This is a genomic window from Flavobacterium sp. BFFFF1, assembly GCF_002256285.1.
Lineage (GTDB): Bacteria > Bacteroidota > Bacteroidia > Flavobacteriales > Flavobacteriaceae > Flavobacterium.
In genome coordinates this window covers 1-19278 of record NZ_NKJE01000010.1, presented here as the reverse complement: position 1 = coordinate 19278, position 19278 = coordinate 1, and the positions used below count along the sequence as shown (strand labels likewise).

Annotated in this window: 23 protein-coding genes and 1 tRNA gene; 17 read left to right on the top strand and 7 right to left on the bottom strand. The window is 44.9% G+C overall.

Going from position 1 to position 19278, the window contains the following annotated elements; translation table 11 throughout:
* The first annotated feature begins 14 nt into the window (after positions 1-14).
* The 8 genes from CFE23_RS07940 (at position 15) to CFE23_RS07905 (ending at position 7648) form a co-directional block, all read left to right on the top strand.
* Positions 15-1424, top strand: a complete 1410-nt coding sequence (locus CFE23_RS07940) for an MBL fold metallo-hydrolase (RefSeq protein WP_291086520.1) — start codon at positions 15-17, stop codon at positions 1422-1424.
* 92 nt (positions 1425-1516) lie between these two features.
* Positions 1517-2653, top strand: coding sequence for a TlpA disulfide reductase family protein (locus tag CFE23_RS07935; RefSeq protein WP_291086518.1), 1137 nt, complete (start codon positions 1517-1519; stop codon positions 2651-2653).
* 21 nt (positions 2654-2674) lie between these two features.
* Positions 2675-3805, top strand: a complete 1131-nt coding sequence (locus tag CFE23_RS07930) for a TlpA disulfide reductase family protein (protein WP_291086516.1) — start codon at positions 2675-2677, stop codon at positions 3803-3805.
* A 152-nt stretch (positions 3806-3957) separates the two neighbouring features.
* Positions 3958-4038 (top strand) — tRNA-Tyr (locus CFE23_RS07925).
* 205 nt (positions 4039-4243) lie between these two features.
* Positions 4244-5113, top strand: a complete 870-nt coding sequence (locus CFE23_RS07920) for an AraC family transcriptional regulator (RefSeq protein ID WP_291086514.1) — start codon at positions 4244-4246, stop codon at positions 5111-5113.
* A gap of 53 nt (positions 5114-5166) precedes the next feature.
* The gene (locus CFE23_RS07915) at positions 5167-6231 is read left to right on the top strand and encodes a YCF48-related protein (protein WP_291086512.1); all 1065 of its coding nucleotides are present in this window, start codon (positions 5167-5169) and stop codon (positions 6229-6231) included.
* 5 nt (positions 6232-6236) lie between these two features.
* Positions 6237-6500, top strand: coding sequence for a hypothetical protein (locus CFE23_RS07910; protein WP_291086509.1), 264 nt, complete (start codon positions 6237-6239; stop codon positions 6498-6500).
* Positions 6501-6517: 17 nt separating this feature from the next.
* Complete coding sequence (locus CFE23_RS07905) at positions 6518-7648, top strand: site-2 protease family protein (RefSeq protein ID WP_291086507.1); 1131 nt, start codon at positions 6518-6520, stop codon at positions 7646-7648.
* A gap of 8 nt (positions 7649-7656) precedes the next feature.
* Here the strand turns inward: CFE23_RS07905 and CFE23_RS07900 are convergent, their stop codons facing one another.
* On the bottom strand, positions 7657-8031 hold the full coding sequence (locus CFE23_RS07900) for a helix-turn-helix domain-containing protein (protein WP_291086505.1): 375 nt from the start codon (positions 8029-8031) through the stop codon (positions 7657-7659).
* 129 nt (positions 8032-8160) lie between these two features.
* Between CFE23_RS07900 and CFE23_RS07895 the strand changes: the two genes are divergently transcribed.
* Entirely contained in the window at positions 8161-8931 is a 771-nt protein-coding gene (locus CFE23_RS07895; protein ID WP_291086503.1) for a type 1 glutamine amidotransferase domain-containing protein, read from the top strand.
* 17 nt (positions 8932-8948) lie between these two features.
* Positions 8949-9575, top strand: a complete 627-nt coding sequence (locus tag CFE23_RS07890) for an NADPH-dependent F420 reductase (protein ID WP_291086501.1) — start codon at positions 8949-8951, stop codon at positions 9573-9575.
* A 51-nt stretch (positions 9576-9626) separates the two neighbouring features.
* On the opposite strand, the gene CFE23_RS07885 is transcribed toward CFE23_RS07890, so the two are convergent.
* Genes CFE23_RS07885 through CFE23_RS07865 form a run of 5 tightly spaced genes read right to left on the bottom strand, consistent with a single transcriptional unit; the run spans position 9627 to position 12716 of the window.
* Positions 9627-10589 carry a sodium-dependent bicarbonate transport family permease gene (locus tag CFE23_RS07885; RefSeq protein ID WP_291086499.1) on the bottom strand — a complete coding sequence of 321 codons (963 nt, stop codon included), beginning with the start codon at positions 10587-10589 and terminating at the stop codon, positions 9627-9629.
* Positions 10590-10641: 52 nt separating this feature from the next.
* A complete protein-coding gene (locus CFE23_RS07880) occupies positions 10642-11484 on the bottom strand; it encodes a DUF6671 family protein (protein WP_291086497.1) in 843 nt (280 codons plus the stop codon).
* Complete coding sequence (locus CFE23_RS07875; protein ID WP_291086495.1) at positions 11481-11747, bottom strand: hypothetical protein; 267 nt, start codon at positions 11745-11747, stop codon at positions 11481-11483. The genes CFE23_RS07880 and CFE23_RS07875 overlap by 4 nt, the downstream gene beginning before the upstream one ends.
* Complete coding sequence (locus tag CFE23_RS07870) at positions 11731-11961, bottom strand: hypothetical protein (RefSeq protein ID WP_291086493.1); 231 nt, start codon at positions 11959-11961, stop codon at positions 11731-11733. The genes CFE23_RS07875 and CFE23_RS07870 overlap by 17 nt, the downstream gene beginning before the upstream one ends.
* Positions 11962-11969: 8 nt before the next feature.
* Positions 11970-12716 carry a carbonic anhydrase gene (locus tag CFE23_RS07865; protein ID WP_291086491.1) on the bottom strand — a complete coding sequence of 249 codons (747 nt, stop codon included), beginning with the start codon at positions 12714-12716 and terminating at the stop codon, positions 11970-11972.
* Positions 12717-12803: 87 nt separating this feature from the next.
* Between CFE23_RS07865 and CFE23_RS07860 the strand changes: the two genes are divergently transcribed.
* The 4 genes from CFE23_RS07860 to CFE23_RS07845 all read left to right on the top strand — a co-directional run bounded on the left by CFE23_RS07860 (position 12804) and on the right by CFE23_RS07845 (position 15331).
* Positions 12804-13733: a LysR family transcriptional regulator gene (locus CFE23_RS07860; RefSeq protein WP_291086488.1), complete on the top strand. Its 930-nt coding sequence runs from the start codon at positions 12804-12806 to the stop codon at positions 13731-13733.
* Positions 13734-13912: 179 nt separating this feature from the next.
* Positions 13913-14482, top strand: coding sequence for a Crp/Fnr family transcriptional regulator (locus CFE23_RS07855; protein WP_291086486.1), 570 nt, complete (start codon positions 13913-13915; stop codon positions 14480-14482).
* A gap of 76 nt (positions 14483-14558) precedes the next feature.
* Positions 14559-14909 (top strand): hypothetical protein, encoded by a 351-nt coding sequence (locus CFE23_RS07850; protein WP_291086484.1) that lies wholly within the window; start codon positions 14559-14561, stop codon positions 14907-14909.
* A gap of 5 nt (positions 14910-14914) precedes the next feature.
* Complete coding sequence (locus CFE23_RS07845) at positions 14915-15331, top strand: hypothetical protein (protein WP_291086482.1); 417 nt, start codon at positions 14915-14917, stop codon at positions 15329-15331.
* 157 nt (positions 15332-15488) lie between these two features.
* On the opposite strand, the gene CFE23_RS07840 is transcribed toward CFE23_RS07845, so the two are convergent.
* Positions 15489-17237, bottom strand: coding sequence for an ABC transporter ATP-binding protein (locus tag CFE23_RS07840; protein ID WP_291086480.1), 1749 nt, complete (start codon positions 17235-17237; stop codon positions 15489-15491).
* Positions 17238-17427: 190 nt separating this feature from the next.
* Between CFE23_RS07840 and CFE23_RS07835 the strand changes: the two genes are divergently transcribed.
* From CFE23_RS07835 to CFE23_RS07825, 3 genes are all read left to right on the top strand, one after another.
* Entirely contained in the window at positions 17428-17811 is a 384-nt protein-coding gene (locus CFE23_RS07835) for a hypothetical protein (RefSeq protein WP_291086478.1), read from the top strand.
* Between the two features lie 133 nt (positions 17812-17944).
* Positions 17945-19027, top strand: a complete 1083-nt coding sequence (locus CFE23_RS07830) for an efflux RND transporter periplasmic adaptor subunit (RefSeq protein ID WP_291086476.1) — start codon at positions 17945-17947, stop codon at positions 19025-19027.
* Between the two features lie 20 nt (positions 19028-19047).
* The coding region (locus tag CFE23_RS07825; RefSeq protein WP_291086474.1) for an efflux RND transporter permease subunit at positions 19048-19278 on the top strand (231 nt) is incomplete at its 3' end.

Sequence of the window (19278 nt, the reverse complement as noted above, 5' to 3'; positions counted from 1 at the left end):
TTAAACCATTTTTTATGAAAATAGAACAAATATATACCGGATGCATTGCCCAGGCAGCGTATTACATTGAAAGCGATGGTGAAGCCGCAATATTCGACCCGTTGCGCGAGGTTCAGCCATATATAGACAAAGCGGCAGGAAATGATGCTAAGATAAAATACATTTTTGAAACGCATTTTCATGCCGACTTTGTGTCAGGGCATCTGGACCTCGCCCAAAAAACAGGTGCAAAAATTGTGTATGGTCCTACTGCCAGTCCAAAATTTGAAGCAATAATCGCTGAGGACAACCAGGAATTCAAGGTTGGGAATTGTACCATAAAAGTGATACACACGCCTGGCCACACGCTGGAGAGCAGCTGCTATTTGTTAAGCGATGCGTCGCAGACCCCACTTGGTCTCATTACCGGTGATACCCTATTCATAGGTGATGTAGGGCGCCCGGATCTGGCCCAGACCATCGTGGGTGAACTGACTCAGGAGAAATTGGCTTCGATCTTATTCGATTCGTTACGCAATAAAATCATGGTCCTGCCGGATGATATTACGGTCTATCCAAGTCATGGCGCGGGAAGTGCCTGCGGGAAAAACATGAGTAAGGAAACTACAGATACGCTTGGGAACCAGAAAAAAACCAATTACGCCCTACGTGCCGACATGACGCGCGAGGAGTTTGTAACAGAAGTGTTGGACGGGCTGGCCATCCCTCCTGCCTATTTTCCACAAAATGTCATGATGAACATCGAAGGGTACGAAAGCCTGGACAGCGTTATCATCAAAAGCATGAAGGCCCTCAGTCCAGAAGCATTCAGAAATACCGCCTCAGTTACAGATCCTGTGATTTTGGACGTACGAAACGAAAGTGAATTCGTAAAATCACACATTCCGGGATCGATATTCATAGGGATTGATGGGAATTTTGCACCATGGGTGGGCGCGATGATTATGGATGTAAACCAACCTTTGCTGATCATTACGCCGGCGGGTCGCGAGCAGGAAACGATTACAAGGCTTTCCAGGGTTGGGTTTGACAAAGTAGCGGGATATCTTGAGGGCGGAATAGAAGCCTGGAATCAGGCTGGATTTGAAACGGACCACATCGAATCGATCACCCCGGAAACATTTGCGGCACACTTTACTGATCAAAGTTTGGTTGTCGATGCGCGAAAACCCGGCGAATTCAACGCGGAGCACATTCCGGGAGCGCTGAGCATCCCATTGGATTTCATCAACAACCATCTCAATGAAATTCCTGAGTCCTCTTTTTTCCTACACTGCGCAGGTGGATACCGTTCTGTCATCATGGCTTCGATTTTAAAATCGCGCGGAATCCATCACTTTATCAATGTTGAAAATGGAATCAGTGGCATTCGAAAAACCGATATAAAACTGTCTAACTTTGTTTGTCCATCGGAAAGCCAATGATTTGCAATTGGTAAATCTTAAAAATTTGTTTAAAAAACACCCAATCCAGTTAAAAATAAATACTTTTGCACTCTAAAATAAAAATCGAAACAATGAAAAAAGTTCTTTTGGTATTGCTGGCTTCTATTGCTGTAGTATCATGTAAAAAAGTTGCCGACAACGAGTTCATCATCACCGGAAAAGCCGAAGGCGTCAAAGACGGTTCAGAAATCTACCTTAACAAGCAGGATTCTATGGGTGTTGTACATGTCGATACCGTCAAAGTAAAGGATGGTAAATTCCAAATGGAAGGCAAATTGAAAAATGGGCCGCTTTTGCACTTCATACAAATGAAAGATGTACAGGGTGGTTTCCCTTTTGTACTTGAATCTGGCGAAATCGAAATCAAGATCAACAAAGATACCCTGGGGAAAAGTAAAGTTTCCGGAACGTATAGTAATGACAAGTTGACCGAATATACCGAAGCGTATACGAAGATCGATAAAAAAATGCAGGCCTTCCAAAAAGCCAACATGAGTAAATGGCAGGAAGCTGTGGCAAAAAACGACACCGTAACCCGAAATGTCCTGATCAAAGAGAATAAAAAATTCCAGGAAGAGATCAAAGCGCTGTCTTTAAACCACATCGAGAAATACCCTAAGTCATTCATTTCAGTATATTTCCTTGAGCAGTTTTCCATGCAGCCAGACGCTGATATTGCTAAAATCAAAAAGTTATACGAAGCTTTGGATCCAGAGTTGAAAAAAGCAAAACCGGCTAAAAATGTCCTGAAAAACCTCAAATTGATTGAAGCGGAAAAGACGAAAGGTCCATCTGTTGGTGCCGCTGCTCCTGATTTCACAGCGCCTTCACCCGAAGGAAAGCCAGTATCATTAAAACAATCGCTTGGTAAATTGACATTGGTTGACTTTTGGGCATCATGGTGTGGTCCATGCCGAAAAGAAAGTCCGAACGTTGTAGCGCTTTACAATGAATTCCACCCAAAAGGATTGAACATTATTAGCGTATCATTGGACAAGGAAGCGGCAAAATGGAAGGAAGCCATCGTAGCAGATAAACTAGCCTGGACGCATGTTTCAAACTTAAAATACTGGCAGGATCCCATCGCGGCACAGTACAACGTAAAAAGTATTCCGGCAATGTTCTTATTGGATGAAAATGGAGTAATCATTGCTAAAGATCTTCAGGGAGAAGCGCTTAAAACAAAGGTAGCTTCCATCCTGAAATAATAATTTAAACATCCTCAAATCATGAAAAAAGTTTCTTTAATTATTTTGATGGCCATTGGGTTGGTATCGTTTACCGCCTGGATTGGCGCTGATTTCACAATTACGGGAACAGCAGCAGGGGTTGAAAACGGGAAAAAGGTCTACCTTCAGAAACAGGACGAAAAGAAACCGGGAACTTTTATCACATTGGATTCAGCCAAAGTTGAAAATGGCAAATTCACTTTAAAAGGAAAAACAGAGGAACCTGAAATTCATTTCTTGCAGGTTGATAAAGCCGAAGGAAAAGTTGTTTTTATCCTTGAGGGTGGAAAAATTAATTTTACGATTTACAAGGACAGTATCGGTAAAAGCAAAGTGGGTGGCACGCGCAGCAATGATGACCTTCAGTCATTTAACGGTGCGGCCATGAAAATTCAGGATAAATTGATGAAATTCCAGGAAGCCAACACGGCAAAATGGAATGAGGCAAATGAAAAAAACGATACCATCGTTAAAGACCAATTGATACAGGAAGTAAAGGGATACCAGGACCAAATGGTAGCGCTTTCTTCAAATTTCCCTGAGAAAAATCCAAAGTCATTCCTGTCCGTTTTGTTCATCGACAATATGTTCAACAATCCTGAAGTTGATATCGAAAAGATCAAAAAGGTATTTAACAGCCTTGATGCACCATTGAAAGAAACAAAAACAGGAAAGCTGATCCAATCGAAAATTTCAAATTACAGGGCACTTACCGCTGGAAATGAAGCACCTGATTTTTCTGCTCCAACACCGGACGGAAAAACGGCGTCACTGAAAGGTTCTTTAGGAAAAGTGACCATTATCGACTTTTGGGCTTCGTGGTGCGGTCCGTGCCGTAAGGAGAATCCAAATGTCGTGAAACTTTACAACGACTATCATGCGAAAGGCCTTAACATCATCAGCGTTTCGTTGGATAAAGATGGTACCAAATGGAAAGAAGCGATCGCAAAAGATAATCTGACCTGGACGCACATTTCAAACCTGCAGTTCTGGGAAGATCCCATCGCAGTAATGTACAACATCAAAAGCATTCCTGCTACTTTTGTCCTTGATGAAAAAGGTAAGATTGTTGCCAAAGACCTTCGTGGCGAAGAGCTGCGGGCGAAAATTGCATCACTATTGGACAAGTAAGCACCGCTTTTTAACATATCATCAAATCTCCCCAAAAGGGAGATTTTTTTATTTCGTTCATGCACAAGGAATTAAAAATATTCGTGAAATTATCTCTATTTTAAGTTTGCAAAGCCCAAAAGTGTTTTTATATTTGCAACCGCTTCGGCAATGGGGAGATACTCAAGCGGCCAACGAGGGCAGACTGTAAATCTGCTGTGAGAACTTCGCAGGTTCGAATCCTGCTCTCCCCACACCACACTTTAATAAGAAAAACCACAAGTCCGCTTGATGGTTTTTTTTTGTTTTAACGGCTGCCTCAGGTGAATAATTATAATCCAGGCGATTTAATCCCGATATTTAGAAGGGTATCTTCCTTTACTCAAAAAAATTGGTTTAATGTCTAAAGATTTGTAACATTTCAAATAAATGAAGTACTTATACCACTAAATTTCAGCCATGTTGGTAAATAAAACGATCTTTTCGGACAATCAAGGCAACGAACTGCGGCTTTCCAAAGTAGTTCAGGCAGAAGAACAGGCGTACTTTCGAAATTTTTCAGTAAAATACGTCGTCGATGGGAAAGAAAACTACACCATAAATAAAAGGAAATTTACATTACATCAGGGCGATTTTGTTATCGGTAACACACATGCCGATGGAAAGGTACTTATTGACGGCAGTGCGCCCGCAAAAGGAATCTGCTTAGACATCGCCAAAGAGTGCATTGCCGATGTGATTAATTATCATTTTGAAGAGCCCAATACATTTTTTGAATTCCTATTTGATAGAGATTGCGTAATCCAAAAATACGGCAGGCATAATTCCCAGTTAGGTACTGCACTTTACAATTTATCCAACGATTTCGAAGACCTTATCAATTTAGATTTAAACGTTACCGGTGAGATTTTTCCCAGCATCGCGGAGCGCGTTGTTTTTGACCAATACAGCATCTTCAAAAATTACCATCGGCTGAAGGTGGTGAGGCAGGAGACAAACTGCCGTCTGTTCAACTTCATCAACGATGCCAAGAACTTCATTGATGACCACTATCTTGAGAAACTCAACATTGGGAAAATGGCCAGCGAGGCCAGATTGTCTGAGTATCATTTTATCCGGTTGTTTAAGACGTTCTTCCATACAACACCATACAAATATGTCATTCAGAAAAGGCTGCGTTTTTCCATCGAATTAATGAAGAATCAATATTCAGTGTCCGATATAAGCAGCATTTTAGGCTTTACTGATGTTCCGGCCTTTAGCAATGCCTTTAAGCAACATTTTGGATGTTCACCACGGAATTACCAGATTAGCAATTTTTTACAATAATGGAATGGTCGCTGTCCCCTAATTTCGGCACATCAATTTAAAATTAGTGGAAAATGATAAATTACATATTAAAAATTACGCTTTTATTTCTCGCTGCCACTTCTGCATTACTAGCCCAGGAAAGTAGCTGGCGGAAACTGACTACGGAGCCTTATCAGGGAAAACAGGACGATATTGCGTTTGTTGATGAAAATAACGGTTGGTATGTCAATGGCTATGGCAGGATATTTCATACCACTGACGGAGGCACCACGTGGGAAAAACAGTTGGAGCAAAAAGGCACCTTTTTCCGGACCATTGCCTTCCTGGATAAAAACACAGGGTTTGCAGGAACTGTTGGGACTGATTATTTTCCAAATGTTACCGATACGATTCCGTTGTACGGCACAAAGGACGGTGGTAAATCATGGAATCCTGTTGCTTACAAAGGGCCTTATGTAAAAGGATTGTGCGCAATCGACATTGTAAAAGAGCAATTCATTAACCATGGGAAAATTGATTACAAAGTACATATTTTCGCAGTAGGTCGCGTGGGCAGCCCAGCCAATATAATGATTTCTCACGATGCCGGCGAAACCTGGACGTCACATAGCATGGACAACGATTGTAAAATGCTCTTTGACATTAAAATGTTAAATAAAAACGAAGGGTTTGCCTGTGCCGCTACCAACGAGGACATCACACAATCCAATGCGCTGATCCTAAAAACAACCGATGGTGGAAAAACCTGGAAAAAGGTCTACCAATCCAGCCGCCCTTTTGAAACCACCTGGAAAGTGGCATTCCCGTCTGCAAAAGTGGGCTATGTAACAATCCAGTCCTATAACCCGGATACAAATGTTACGCAGCAAAGGATCGCAAAAACTACAGATGGCGGCAATACCTGGAGCGAAATCAACTTAGTCGCCGACAATAAGGCACGCGAATTCGGAATCGGATTTATCGATGAAAACCATGGATTCGTTGGAACGATGAGCAGTGGTTTTGAAACAACAGACGGCGGGCAAACCTGGCAAAAGATTGATCTTGGGACCGCCTGTAACAAAATCCGCATTTACAAAGATGAAAAAGGGAAAACCTATGGATACGCGATTGGCGTTAACGTTTTTAAACTATAGTGACAATGGAAAATGTAAAAGACCAAACAACACTGCCGTTTAACAAAGTACTTTATTCCCTATTTATACTCTTTTCGCTGTACCAGATATTGGTCAGGCATTTATATATTGACGCTTCGGCATCCTTGGGTATCGCGTTGGCGTTTGACCCGTTCGATGTAAAACAGCCGTGGAACGAAAGGCCACTGTGGCAGAAAATTTGGCTTTTTGTACATTTGGCTGCCGTTGGGGGCATTTTCGGTTTTGGCGTTGGCTTTGGAGACAAATAGCAATATTAACCAGACTTATGAAAAAAGATAGCATTGTGTCAAAAGGATTGAGGTTCCTGATCACATTCATCAGTTTTGGGGCCTTTGGATTTTTTGCAGGGAAGGCCGCTGTAGGCGCGTCATCACAAATGTCGGGCAGTGCAATAACTACCATTCTATTGCTTTTTATACCGATATTTTTTATAGTGATCGCAGTCCACGAAGCCGGACATGCCATAGCCGGGGTGTGGATGGATTTTGATTTTAAGACGTATGTTGTCGGTCCATTGATGTGGGAAAAGGAAAAGCAAAAATGGCGCTTCCGATGGAACAGGAATGTCAATACAGCGGGTGGACTGGTCATTTGCATACCGATGGGAACCCAGGACCTAAAAAAACGCTTTTCAGTATATGCTGCTGGGGGTCCGCTGGCCAGCTTGCTGCTTGCCCTGATTGCTTTCGGGATGTTTTATGCAATTTCACCATCAACGATCTTTCTGGAAGTTGCTTCCGGTAGCCTTTGCATAATGGCATTTTTGTCAATCGTAATCTTTATCGCTACCGCACTCCCGATGAGGGCGGGTGGATTTTCCTCTGACGGTGCGCGCGTACTGCGCCTCATGCAGGGAGGAGATATTTCACGGTTCGAATTGCTGATTTTATTGCTGATCACCAATGCTTCAGCAGGTGTGCGGCCTCGGGAAATCAATACAGATGAACTTCGGGAAGCTTCGGTTTTGGCCAAAAAGCTGCAAGCGCCATTTGGAGTGTACCTTCACAGCTTTTCTCATCAGGCTGAATTTGACAAGGGCAACATGGACGAAGCGGAAAAGCACTTGTTAGAATATATCAGCAACGTAGAATCGATTCCGAAAGGCATCCGCAACATTGTTTGGCTCGATGCCGCTTTCTTTTATGCTTATGCCAAAAGAAATATTGATGAAGCTGAAAAATACTGGACTAAGTTCCAGCCGGCTGCGTTGATTCCGAAAGCTCAGATTTTCGCTACTGAAGCTGCCATTGCCGTGCTCAAAAACGACAATCCAACGGCATTGACTAAAATATCAGAAGCGGAAAAAGAAATTCCAAACATGATCGATAATGGCTTGGGGTTAGCATTAAAGGACAAGCTGTCGATTTTAAGGGATTTGGCTACAGGACGCAATTGATATGATTATCATCTCAATGGCGCATTGGATTCTGAATCAAATTCCGACATCAATTTCAAGCCGTAACTGCGCAACGTATCGATAACAATAATGGATTCTCTTCCCCGTATTGTCAATCTATATTCGGTCCTCGGCGGTACTTCCGCAAATACAGCTTTGCTGATAAATCCGTCCGTTAATAACTCGTTTAATGATTTTGAAAGCATCCTGTCTGACGCATGTGGGAGGCTTTTCCGAAGTTCATTATAACGCCATGTTCTCTCTTTCAGCCGCCAAAGTATCGGCATTTTATATGTCCCCCCGATTTTACTCAGCGCAAATTCAACAGGGTTGTGAAACAGATGATTGTCGTTGATAAAATCAGGCATAATTCTTTTTTTCAAAGATATTTTATTTCGCTGAGCCTACGAAAACTACACACTCACAATTTTGTAAGTAACACACATCAGAAGACTTAACATTTATTCAATCCTCCACTGACTTAAATTTGAGTAACCTTAAACATAAAGAAAATGTCACATAAGAATTTAAACCCCGTCAACGCAAAAAAACCAAAACGGATTGCCATCGTTTTGTCCAACCCGGCAAACTCATCCACCACTGGCTGGCCGGTCGGCTTCTGGTGGAGCGAACTTACCCACCCCTACTATCATTTGACTGAAAAAGGGCACGAAGTAGAAATTTTCAGTTATTTCGGTGGTAAGTGCGAAGCCGATGCCATGAGCAATCCTGAAGATCCATCACAATGGCAGGCAGAAGATGTCATCAGCCGCGGATACCTGCATGACCCCGCTTTCCTGTCGCTACTTGAACACACCAAACCTGCAGCGGCAATCGACGTCAATGCATTCGATGCCATCATCTTCGCGGGCGGCCAAGGTCCTATGTTCACAATCGCGAAAGCCCATGAAGCGGTACAAAAATTTGCAGATTTTTATGAGGCGGGTAAGTTGGCCGTAGCGCTTTGCCATGGCGTTGCGGTTTTAAGGCATGCAAAACTATCAGATGGCACCTTCATCGCGGCAGGAAAAACAATCACCGGTTTTGCCAATGTCGAAGAAGATTTTGCCGATGAAGCAGTTTGGAACATGGGCGCACTACCACGTGGGCAGCACCTGATGCCTTGGCGTATCGAAGAGGAAATGAGAAGCATGGGCGCCAACTTTATCCAGGCTGGCCTTTGGAAAGGGTTCGCCATCCGCGACGGGAACCTGATTACGGGCCAGCAAAATTTTTCAGGAACTGAAACGGCAGAAGTATTACTAAAGGCATTGGGCGAATAAGATCAAATAACATCACCATGAAAATAGCGTTTATTGGCATAGGCAACGTGGGGTTTGCGTTGGCAGCAAGACTTCAAAAATGTAGACACGAAATAATAATTGCTGCCGATAAGGCGTCGGACAGCGTCACAAAAGCATTGCTGCAAAATCCCGATTTTACGACCGCGGCGACACAAAAAGCAATAGATTCCTCGGATGTCGTTTTTCTTGCGACGCCGTTTATGGCAAACGAGGAAGTTCTCAAGACATTATCTTTCAATGGAAAAACGTTGGTCGATTGTACAAACCCTGTTGGACCGGGGATTTCCCACGGACTGAACAGTGTCATTTCCGGCAGCGAAAGAGTTCAGCAATGGGCTCCTGATGCAAAAGTGGTCAAAGCTTTTTCTATTTACGGCTTCGAAAACCTTGCCGAAAGCAAGTTCCCCCACCCTGGAATCCTACCGGTGATGCTGCTCTCCGGAAACGATTTGAAAGCTAAAATCACCGTATCGCTGTTAATCGACGATCTCGGATTCCGACCACTTGATACCGGTAGCCTCGATCAGGCATTGCACCTTGAACATCTTACACTACTATGGATCAAGATGGTGCGCCGTGACGGGCACCATCCTGATTTCACATGGGCTTATCTCGAAAAATAATGCAACGATCCATAGAAACAAAACCAAAACGGTTGCTGCCTGACCTGCCCGTTAGAACTGTTTCACAATGAGCAGGTAAAGCGGCATCCCAATGGTGATATTGACCGGAAAAGTAACGCCCAATGCCATGGGCAGGTATAATCCGGGATTCGCATCAGGCACAGCAATTTTCATTGCCGCAGGCACGGCGATGTAGGAAGCGCTCGCTGCAAGTACTGCGAAAAGGAATCTGTCGGCGATGTCGGTAGTGAAATAACCACTGGCGAATGCAACGACCGATCCGTTAAACAGCGGTATGATGATTCCAAATACAAACGGAAACCATCCCTCCTTGAACAGCGACCCCAGTTTTCTTCCGCTGACAATTCCCATATCCAAAAGAAATATCGCAAGGAACCCCTTAAAAAGATCGTTTGTGAAAGGCTTGATGCCTTGCGCCTGCTCCGCACTGGCGAGATAGCCGATGACAAGGCTTCCAAAAATCAACAGCACACTGCCATTGGTAAGTGAATGGTGCAACACTTTTCTAAAGCCACTTTGTTCCCGGTCTTTTTTACTGAACATTGATATCAATATCAACCCCGCAATAATGGCGGGCGATTCCATAAGTGCCATAATAGCGACCATGTGTCCGCTAAACTCGAGGTGCTGCAATTCCAAATATGAAGTCGCGGTAACAAAGGTAACAGCGCTTACAGATCCATAAGCTGCGGCAATCGCCCCGGAATCATAAACACCGAATTTACGCCGTAAAATGAAATAGGTATAAATGGGAATCGCGACGGCTATAAAAACAGCGAACAACATGGACAAGGCGATCTCGACGCTGAATGCTTCATGCGACAGCTCTTGTCCGCCCTTAAAGCCGATAGCAAATAACAGGTAAAGCGAAATGAACTTTGAGGTATTTGCCGGAATTTCAAGATCACTTTTCAGATACACCGCGATGATTCCTAACACAAAGAAAAGCAATGCGGGATTGGTAAGGTTTTCAAAGAGTAATTGAAGATTCATAAGTTTCTGTCTTTATTGGTTTATTTGTTGTAAAAATTCATTTTAATAAGTGTCATGGATTGCAATGGTCACAATAGGCCGGATCCTCAACCGTAACTCCGCGCGGGTGATATCTCCGCTCCGTGAACCCGCATTTCTGGCAGCCGTCCAGGACATAAAGTATCGATTTGGTAGGAGAGCCGCAGAACGAGCAGCGCAGACCGGCCACCGCATCTACGGCGCCAAAGCCCGGAATACCACAATCAGGGCACAACGTACTGGCGCGTGCCACAAGTTTGTTTACTGCTTTTTCGATTACGAGCATCCTGCTGGGGTTGTAGCACGCGCGCATGTCTGTTTCAACGTATGCAGAACCGAACGCAGCCAAGAACTTTCTAAAAACCGCCAGGGCGACGTCCATCGCTACGATTCCTTTCTCCATACCTTCTAACGCACTGGCGGCCTTCCTGATGATAATGCCGTGCGACGGAAACTTAACGGTCTCCAGGAAGCTTAAAAAGTCTGCTTCATTGCTTATTTGGGCGCCGTTGAAATTGGTATCCAAAGACAACTCCCTGCTCACGATTTCAATACCGTTCCTGACGTCCAGAAGCATTACCAGCTCATCATCTGCTGGAGCAATAAATACGGTGGGGTGCATTCCGAACGAACCTTCACTGGCCACAGCAAGGTCTAACTGGTACATCGCAAGACCTTGCCGGCATTTCTCCCTGAGTGTTTCCAATACATCCCGCTTTCGAAGAACCTCTCCTGAAAAAGTTCCCAACGTATCCGTGTCGAAGTCGGTAGCCACCAAACATTTCACGTCCAAAACCTTTTCCAAAACTGGAGCAATTACGGCCTCTTTTCCATGTTTTGTTACAATCAGCAACTTCCTGCCTGCAAAAAAGCTCATTTTTTGTGAAGCGTAATTTCGGCGAATACCTCAAACTCGGCTACGGGGTCAACCCCATGCAGAAACTTGTCAAAATCAAGTTGCATGGTTTTCAATTCCTGAATCCGCAGAACAGAATGATGGTCTCCAGTTCCGGTCCGTATTTCATTACTGAAATTCTTCTTTTCATGAAAGGTGATTTTGAATTGCAGCAGGCTGCCGATAACTTCACGTGCATCTTCGGCGCTGAAAACGCCATCAATAAGTTTAATGTTCTTGTCCATTTTGGGTTATGATTTTTAAAAGGGTTAATGAAGTAATAATAGATAAGGCTGTGACCGCCCTTTCGGCAAGGATGCCCGGATGTATAAATTGCATGAACAGCGAAAGTTCGATTAGTATGCCGGTAATCGCTATCAGTGCCGCGAAAAAATAATACTTTGGCTTGCCATCGCGCTTTTGTGCCAGGTCCTTAAAATAGTGTCTTAACTTTTCCATATGATGTGTTACTTTGAAACAGGCAGGTCGGCGATGGTCTGCTCAAGGAACGTTACTTTACCAGTATGGATGTCATAGACCGCCCCGACAATCAACAGCTCGCCCGTTTTGAATTTTTCGTCCAGTATGGGTGCCAGTTTTCTTAAGGCATTCACCTGGTCGATCACATTCTGGCGCACAGCATTGTCTAAAGGGTTGCCAGAAAGCTCTTGTGATTTCAATACCGCCGGCCGAATAGCAGCTGTAAGGGTATTAAGGTGTCCGGGCAGATGCGTGTCGCCGGACAAGCTTGCGGCCACCGCCCCACACTCGGTATGTCCCATCACCACAATGAGTTTGGTCCCGAGTTTCAATGTGGCAAATTCCATGCTCGCATACGAAGCATCTGCAGCGACCTGGCCCGCTGTCCGGATGATAAATAAATCCCCAAACCCCTGATCAAATATGAGTTCGTTCGGCACCCGCGAATCGGAACATCCAACAATTACCGCAAAGGGGTGTTGCCCTTTTTCAAGGCTTTTAACGGTGTACTTGTCCTGCCTTGGTTTCTGTGCTTTTCCGGCCACGAAACGTTTGTTGCCCTCCATGAGGACGTCGATGGCAATTCGCGGATTTGCATACGCAGAATCCCGTGCAGAAACACAGCCTTCATAATTGAAAACAGGTTCGCTTTCTGTCTTTTTCGATCGGGTCTGTGCACCGAGATTATTCTGGCACACCAACCATGCAACGGCAATAAATACAATTTTCTTCATAAATGTTATTTTAAGTTGCAGCAAAGCTACAGGGCGTAATTCATTAATTTTTATTTATATTTGAAATGATATCTATAAAATATTATTATGAATTATACCTTGCATCAGCTCGAAATATTTGCCAGGATTGCCGAGACCGGAAGCGTTACGAAGGCCTCCGAGATACTCAACCTTACACAGCCGGCCGTCTCCATACAGCTGAGGAACTTCCAGGCACAGTTTGACGTTCCGTTGACGGAAGTCGTTGGCCGGAAAATATTTGTCACCGATTTTGGGCGTGAGATTGCCTCCGCTGCCAACACCATTCTCGAGCAGGTCTATGCCATTAATTACAAAACCGGTAATTACAAAGGGCAGTTAGCGGGCCGTTTAAAGCTGGCCGTGGTGTCGACGGGAAAATACGTGATGCCTCATTTCCTCGGCGACTTTCTAAAGCTTCACCCGCATGTCGAACTCATCATGGATGTGACCAATAAGCGCAATGTCATAGAGAGCCTGGAAAGTAACGAAGTGGATTTGTGCCTGGTTTCCCTGCTTCCGAAAAAGCCGGAAATCGAAAAGCTGGATCTTTTACCCAATAAGCTCTATCTGGTAGGAAATCATGATTACCAAGTTTCCGACACCGAAAATCCTGTAGAAATTTATGGCAAATCCACGATCATCTTTCGGGAGGATGGCTCAGGCACACGGCAAACCATGGAACAGTACCTGCTCAGGAATAATATTCCGGTCCATAAGAAGCTGCAGCTTACGTCGAATGAGGCTTTGAAACAGGCGCTGCTTGCGGGCATTGGTATTTCTATCATGCCGCTGATTGGCTTGAAAAATGAGCTGAACAATGGCGAACTGAAGATCATCCCGACCAAAAACCTACCCATCCGGACCACTTGGAGCCTGATTTGGCCTAAAGCGAAGAAGCATGGGCCGGTGGCAGAAGCTTACCTGCAATACCTTCGTGAAAACAAACAAACGATCGTCGACGAGCGCTTTGGATGGTATGAGTCTTTTTCGGAGTGACATTGGGCTACTGCACCCGATATCTGCAATTTTCGCAGCTCTTTGTAACAACAGCCTTTCAAATGATAACAAATTAAAACAACTTTTATACATTCGCATTTAAAACAGTATCGTTGGGTTGACCAATCCAGAGATAAAATGATTTGCCATCCGTTATCGTCACGGTATAAAACTTTGTCATGATCAACACGCTACGCCAACACATCATTGCCCGCCTGGGTGATGACATCGAAAACCTTGAAACCGTTTTGGCAACTTTCAAATACGTGAAGGCAAAACGAAATGAGCCGTTGTTGGTCCAGGGCGATGTGTGCCAGTACGTATATTTTATCGCTTCAGGCTGCCTCCAGGTATATACATTGGACAGCGACGGGAACGAAACCACCAGGGATATCATCACCGAAGACAACTGGTGCGCAGAATTAATCAGTTTTGGCGGTCAGCTGCCTGCAACCGAAAATATAAGGGCGGTCGAGCCATCAGATTTGTTTGCCATTGACCGGCAGTCTTTCGCCCTGATGATGGAAACGATTCCGCAGTTCGATAAGGTTTACAAACAAATTCTGGAAGCTTCCTATGCCAATTCGGTATACAGGATAAATACATTCGTGTCGTTGTCGGCTTTGGAACGGATTAAGTGGCTCATGGATTACCGTCCAAAACTCATGAGCAGGTTGTCAAGCAAATTAATTGCTTCATATCTTGGCATCTCACAGGAAACTTTCAGCCGATTGAAAACGAGGCTTTAAAACATTGACATTTGTCAAGAACCAGCAGGTTTTAATTCTTGAATTTTGTGTTGTTCAACAATTAAAACTTTATCAAATGACAGAGTATCTTTTATTATTCAGGAATGCAAGCGCCCCGGAAGGCTACCTTGCAACAACACAGGACATGGCCGAGGATATGCCCCGCTGGCAGGCATGGATCGGAAACATTGCCGTCCAGGGAAAATTGGTTTCAACAGCACCCATGGTATACGATGCTACGGTGGTCAAAGCCGACGAAAACGAAAGTGGCCCATACAAAGCGCCCAATTCAGTACTGGTATCAGGCTATTTAACTGCCAAATCAGATACTCCTGAAGAAGTAGAGGAATGGGCGAAATCCTGCCCTATCCTGAAGTATCCGGAGAGTAGCGTAGAAATCAGGGCGCTTGTTCCTTTTCCAATTTAAACGCTATGGACAGGATATTAGACATTGGAAAATGGCTGTTCCCGATTTCCTTCCTGATGTATGTGGGACTACACCTGAGCAAGCCCGATGTCGGTGCGGCCTTCGTGCCCGATTATTTGCCCTTTCCTTATTTCCTGAATTACCTCACGGCTGTGTTTATAGTAGCATTTATCATTAGTGCGCTTACCGGTAAATATGATAAATTGGCCTACACGCTGATGGCATTGTACGTCATTTTAATGGCATTCATAGTGCACCTGCCACGGGCTATGGGAAGCGAATTGGATACCGCCATGATGGCCGATAACCTTGCCCGGGAAAAGGAACTCGAAATGGTCAACGTATTCAGGAACATTATGGTGTGTGGCGCATTAATGGGCTTTGCACGCTTCGTTGCGAAAGACAAACGGGTCGTCGGCTAAACGGAAACTACCAAATCCGCACGCCTAATGGCATTGTTCACCAAAAATAAAACCCGATACGATAAATGAGCCTGCTCAAATACCGTATCGGGTTTATCTATGTGTAGGAAACGCCGCGTTGCTTTAGCCGTTTCGTCCGGGTGTAAAAGTAATCTTATTACTTCCTTTCCCCGATTTGCTGTCTCCACATCGCGTAGTACAATCCTTTCTCGTTTAGCAAATCCTCATGCCTTCCCTGTTCTATAATGTTGCCCTGTTCGAGCACATAGATCCTGTCGGCGTGCATAATTGTCGAAAGCCGGTGTGCAATCAACACCGTAATCTGGTTTTGTTTTGACGAAATGTTCCTGATGGTCTGCGTAATTTCTTCTTCGGTAATGGAATCCAGCGCAGAAGTAGCTTCGTCAAACAACAGCAACCTCGGGTGACGCAACAATGCGCGTGCAATTGAAAGCCGCTGTTTTTCACCGCCCGATACTTTGATACCGCCTTCGCCGATGGTCGTGTACAGCCCATTCTCTGCGCGTTTCAACAGGTTGTCACAGGCCGCCTTATTCAATACGTCGTATAGCTCCTCATCGGTGGCATCTGGTTTTACGAAGAGCAGGTTGTCTTTAATCGTTCCGGAAAACAACTGCGCGTCCTGTGTGACAAAACCCAGTTGCTGCCTGAGTTCGTTCAGGTCAATGTCGTTCGCATCTTTTTCGTTATAAAAAATATGGCCTTCATTAGGCTTATACAGTCCGACCAACAATTTGACAAGCGTGGTCTTTCCGCTTCCCGAAGGGCCTACGAAAGCAATGGTTTCGCCGGCTTTGGCTTCGAAAGAGATCTGCTTTACAGCATAAGTTTGTGCGCTGAGGTGCCTGAACGAAATGTTTGAAAACCGCAGGCTGCCGATCATACCAATCGTTTCAGGCTGTGACGGTACCGCCTCGCTTTCAGAATTCATCAGTTTGCTGAAATTGTCCATCGACGCCTTCGTCTCGTTGTAAGTAGCTATAACATTGCCCAATTCCTGCAATGGGTTGAATAGGAAAAAGGAGAAAAACATCAGCGTGATTAAATCGCCTGGCTTAATAATGTCATAAAAGATAAACAAATACAACGCAAAGACCAGGCTCGTACGCATGAAATGCACCGTCGTACCCTGGAAGAAACTCAGCGAACGGATGTAACGCACCTTCTTGAGCTCAAGGCCAAGAATCTTGGTTGTCGTCGAATTCAGCCGGTTTACTTCCTGTTGCGTCAGCCCAAGGCTTTTCACAAGCTCGATGTTGCGCAGCGATTCGGTAGTAGCACCCGCCAAAGCCGTCGTCTCCCCGAGGATTTCCCGCGACACCTTCTTGATCTTTTTACCCAGGAACGAACTGATAAAAGCAATGACCGGTACGGTTGCCAAGAATATCGGGCCAAGCAGCCAGTGGATATTGATCGCATAAACAACCACGAAAATAACACCCACTACCGACTGGAAAATCAGCGATATCGACAGCGTGATAAACTTTTCGCAGTCAATTTTGACTTTCTGCAGTTTGCCGAGCGTTTCGCCGCTACGCTGGTCTTCAAATTCCTGGAATGGAAGCTGGAGCGCTTTGCGGATGCCGTCAGTATACATTTGGGCGCCCGTGCGCTGGATGATGATGTTCGTAAAGTAATCCTGGAAGTTCTTGGCAATACGCGAGACCATGGCCGCACCGACAGACAGTGCAAGCCATCCGAGTACCACCCTGGTGAAATAATTAAAGTCACGGTGAAAATTGGCTACGCCCACGCCGCATTGGTTCATCAGTTTCCCGATGATGATCGAATCACACAAAGAAAAACATTGGTTTATCGCCGCAAGCAGCAGTGCGAAAAACAACAGCGATTTATGGGTTTTAATGTAAGAGAATAATATTTGCATACAGGCTTATAATTTTTGGATGCAAAATTACGGTTATAATGGACGTACCGTATGCGATTGGATTCTTTTTATTTATATTATCATACAATGCTTAAACACGAGGAATGTGAAAACGTTTTCGCATAATTTTTTCTTAAAAAAAACCGCCAAAATTCATTCTATATAAACTTTTTTTAACTTTGGCTCCGGTATGAGGACTTTTGTAATTTTATTCGCGTTATTGTTTTCCCTGGTGTCTAAGGGAGCCCATCCCAGCGGTAACTTATACCGCGAGGCGTCCATTGCATCGGAAAAGGTCGAGCCAAAGCAACATCTTTTAAACGATACCGACCACCAGGATACTTTTTTTGAAGACAACGATTCGGATTTCAATGAAGAAAACCAGACTTCCGGTGACCGCAATTACCGCGCGATAACCAAACTGCCTTCTGCGGAACCGTATCCGTCCTTTGGGTTGGTCTATCGCAAGCTGCAGGCCATCGCCATCCCCAATTCCTGCAAACGGGATTTTACCTTCACGCCGCTTGGCAGCTACTCCCCTATTTACATTACGATTCGGGTGTTGCGGATTTGAAATGTGATGTTTCCTGATTTTCGCTGATGGCCCAAATGCCATAACATGCACCCGTCTTGGGATGCGTTGCCATTTGTACCATCGGCAAACATTAATCTCAACATTTAAATTCCACCATTTCATTTTTATTATCATGACAAGAATCGCCATATCTATGGGCGCCATCGCTTTATTGTTGCTAAGCAGTTGTACGTCCAAAAAAGAAGCAAAAAAAGAAGCCGGCAGCTACGCGGTAACCAATCCTATGGTTGTCGACACTTCCATTACAAAGGAATATGTCTCCCAAATCAAGTCGGTTAGAAATATTGAAATCCGTGCCCTCGAAAAAGGATTTCTCCAGGACATTTACGTTGATGAAGGGCAGTCGGTGAAAGCCGGGCAGCTGCTGTTCCGCATCGTGCCCAAAATGTATGAAGCGGAAACACAAAAGGTGGAAGCGGAGAAAAAAGCTGCCGAAATCGAACTGCAGAATACAAAGCTGCTTGCCGACAAGAATATTGTCTCTAAAAACGAATTAGCCATGGCCCAAGCCCGCCTCGACCAGGCGAAAGCAGAACTGGCCACCGCAAAGTTTCACCTGGCGGCTACCGAGATCAGGGCGCCGTTCGCAGGAACCATAGACCGCATACCCAATAAACTGGGCAGCCTTATCGATGAAGGGGAACTGCTGACCAGCCTTTCTGACAACAGCCAGATGTTTGCGTATTTCAACGTTTCAGAGCCGGAATACCTGAATTACCAAACGAATGTAAAGGACCGCGGAGACAAAAAAGTGGGCCTGATCTTGGCGAACAACCAGCCTTTACCATACAAAGGTGATGTGGAGACGATTGAAGGGGAATTTGACAGTGAGACGGGCAACATTGCGTTCCGCGCGAAGTTCCCCAATCCGGACAAACTGCTCCGGAACGGCGAAACCGGCAAAGTACAGATCAAGCTTCCGTTGCGCGATGCGCTTGTGATTCCACAAAAAGCGACCTATGAAATCCAGGATAAGGTGTATGTGTTTGTCGTGGGGAATGACCATGTGGTGCGTTCGAAAAACATCACGGTATCGGGAGAAATGCCGGATCTGTATGTCGTGGGCAGCGGCCTGACCGCAAACGACAAAATCCTGCTCGAAGGCGTGCAGAGTGTGAAAGACGATGACCTGATCAAATCAAAATTTGTCGCGCCCAAAGAAGCGATCTCCCATTTAAGGCTCGCCGCCGAGTAACCATCCAAAAAAACAAAACAATGTTTAATAAATTCATACACAGGCCTGTCCTGTCTATCGTAATATCGCTGATCATCACCTTTCTCGGTGCGCTCGCGATTACAAAATTACCGGTCACACAGTTCCCTTCCATTTCACCGCCTAAGGTAAACATCACCGCGGAATATCCAGGTGCGAACGGCGAACTGATGACCAAAGCGGTCCTGATTCCATTGGAGCGTGCCATTAATGGTGTACCCGGAATGAAATAC

Coding starts and splice junctions, on each gene's coding strand:
- CFE23_RS07940 (WP_291086520.1), top strand. CDS start 15: ATGAAAATAGAACAAATATATACCGGATGCATTGCCCAGGCAGCGTAT.
- CFE23_RS07935 (WP_291086518.1), top strand. CDS start 1,517: ATGAAAAAAGTTCTTTTGGTATTGCTGGCTTCTATTGCTGTAGTATCA.
- CFE23_RS07930 (WP_291086516.1), top strand. CDS start 2,675: ATGAAAAAAGTTTCTTTAATTATTTTGATGGCCATTGGGTTGGTATCG.
- CFE23_RS07920 (WP_291086514.1), top strand. CDS start 4,244: ATGTTGGTAAATAAAACGATCTTTTCGGACAATCAAGGCAACGAACTG.
- CFE23_RS07915 (WP_291086512.1), top strand. CDS start 5,167: ATGATAAATTACATATTAAAAATTACGCTTTTATTTCTCGCTGCCACT.
- CFE23_RS07910 (WP_291086509.1), top strand. CDS start 6,237: ATGGAAAATGTAAAAGACCAAACAACACTGCCGTTTAACAAAGTACTT.
- CFE23_RS07905 (WP_291086507.1), top strand. CDS start 6,518: ATGAAAAAAGATAGCATTGTGTCAAAAGGATTGAGGTTCCTGATCACA.
- CFE23_RS07895 (WP_291086503.1), top strand. CDS start 8,161: ATGTCACATAAGAATTTAAACCCCGTCAACGCAAAAAAACCAAAACGG.
- CFE23_RS07890 (WP_291086501.1), top strand. CDS start 8,949: ATGAAAATAGCGTTTATTGGCATAGGCAACGTGGGGTTTGCGTTGGCA.
- CFE23_RS07885 (WP_291086499.1), bottom strand. CDS start 10,589: ATGAATCTTCAATTACTCTTTGAAAACCTTACCAATCCCGCATTGCTT.
- CFE23_RS07880 (WP_291086497.1), bottom strand. CDS start 11,484: ATGAGCTTTTTTGCAGGCAGGAAGTTGCTGATTGTAACAAAACATGGA.
- CFE23_RS07875 (WP_291086495.1), bottom strand. CDS start 11,747: ATGGACAAGAACATTAAACTTATTGATGGCGTTTTCAGCGCCGAAGAT.
- CFE23_RS07870 (WP_291086493.1), bottom strand. CDS start 11,961: ATGGAAAAGTTAAGACACTATTTTAAGGACCTGGCACAAAAGCGCGAT.
- CFE23_RS07865 (WP_291086491.1), bottom strand. CDS start 12,716: ATGAAGAAAATTGTATTTATTGCCGTTGCATGGTTGGTGTGCCAGAAT.
- CFE23_RS07860 (WP_291086488.1), top strand. CDS start 12,804: ATGAATTATACCTTGCATCAGCTCGAAATATTTGCCAGGATTGCCGAG.
- CFE23_RS07855 (WP_291086486.1), top strand. CDS start 13,913: ATGATCAACACGCTACGCCAACACATCATTGCCCGCCTGGGTGATGAC.
- CFE23_RS07850 (WP_291086484.1), top strand. CDS start 14,559: ATGACAGAGTATCTTTTATTATTCAGGAATGCAAGCGCCCCGGAAGGC.
- CFE23_RS07845 (WP_291086482.1), top strand. CDS start 14,915: ATGGACAGGATATTAGACATTGGAAAATGGCTGTTCCCGATTTCCTTC.
- CFE23_RS07840 (WP_291086480.1), bottom strand. CDS start 17,237: ATGCAAATATTATTCTCTTACATTAAAACCCATAAATCGCTGTTGTTT.
- CFE23_RS07835 (WP_291086478.1), top strand. CDS start 17,428: ATGAGGACTTTTGTAATTTTATTCGCGTTATTGTTTTCCCTGGTGTCT.
- CFE23_RS07830 (WP_291086476.1), top strand. CDS start 17,945: ATGACAAGAATCGCCATATCTATGGGCGCCATCGCTTTATTGTTGCTA.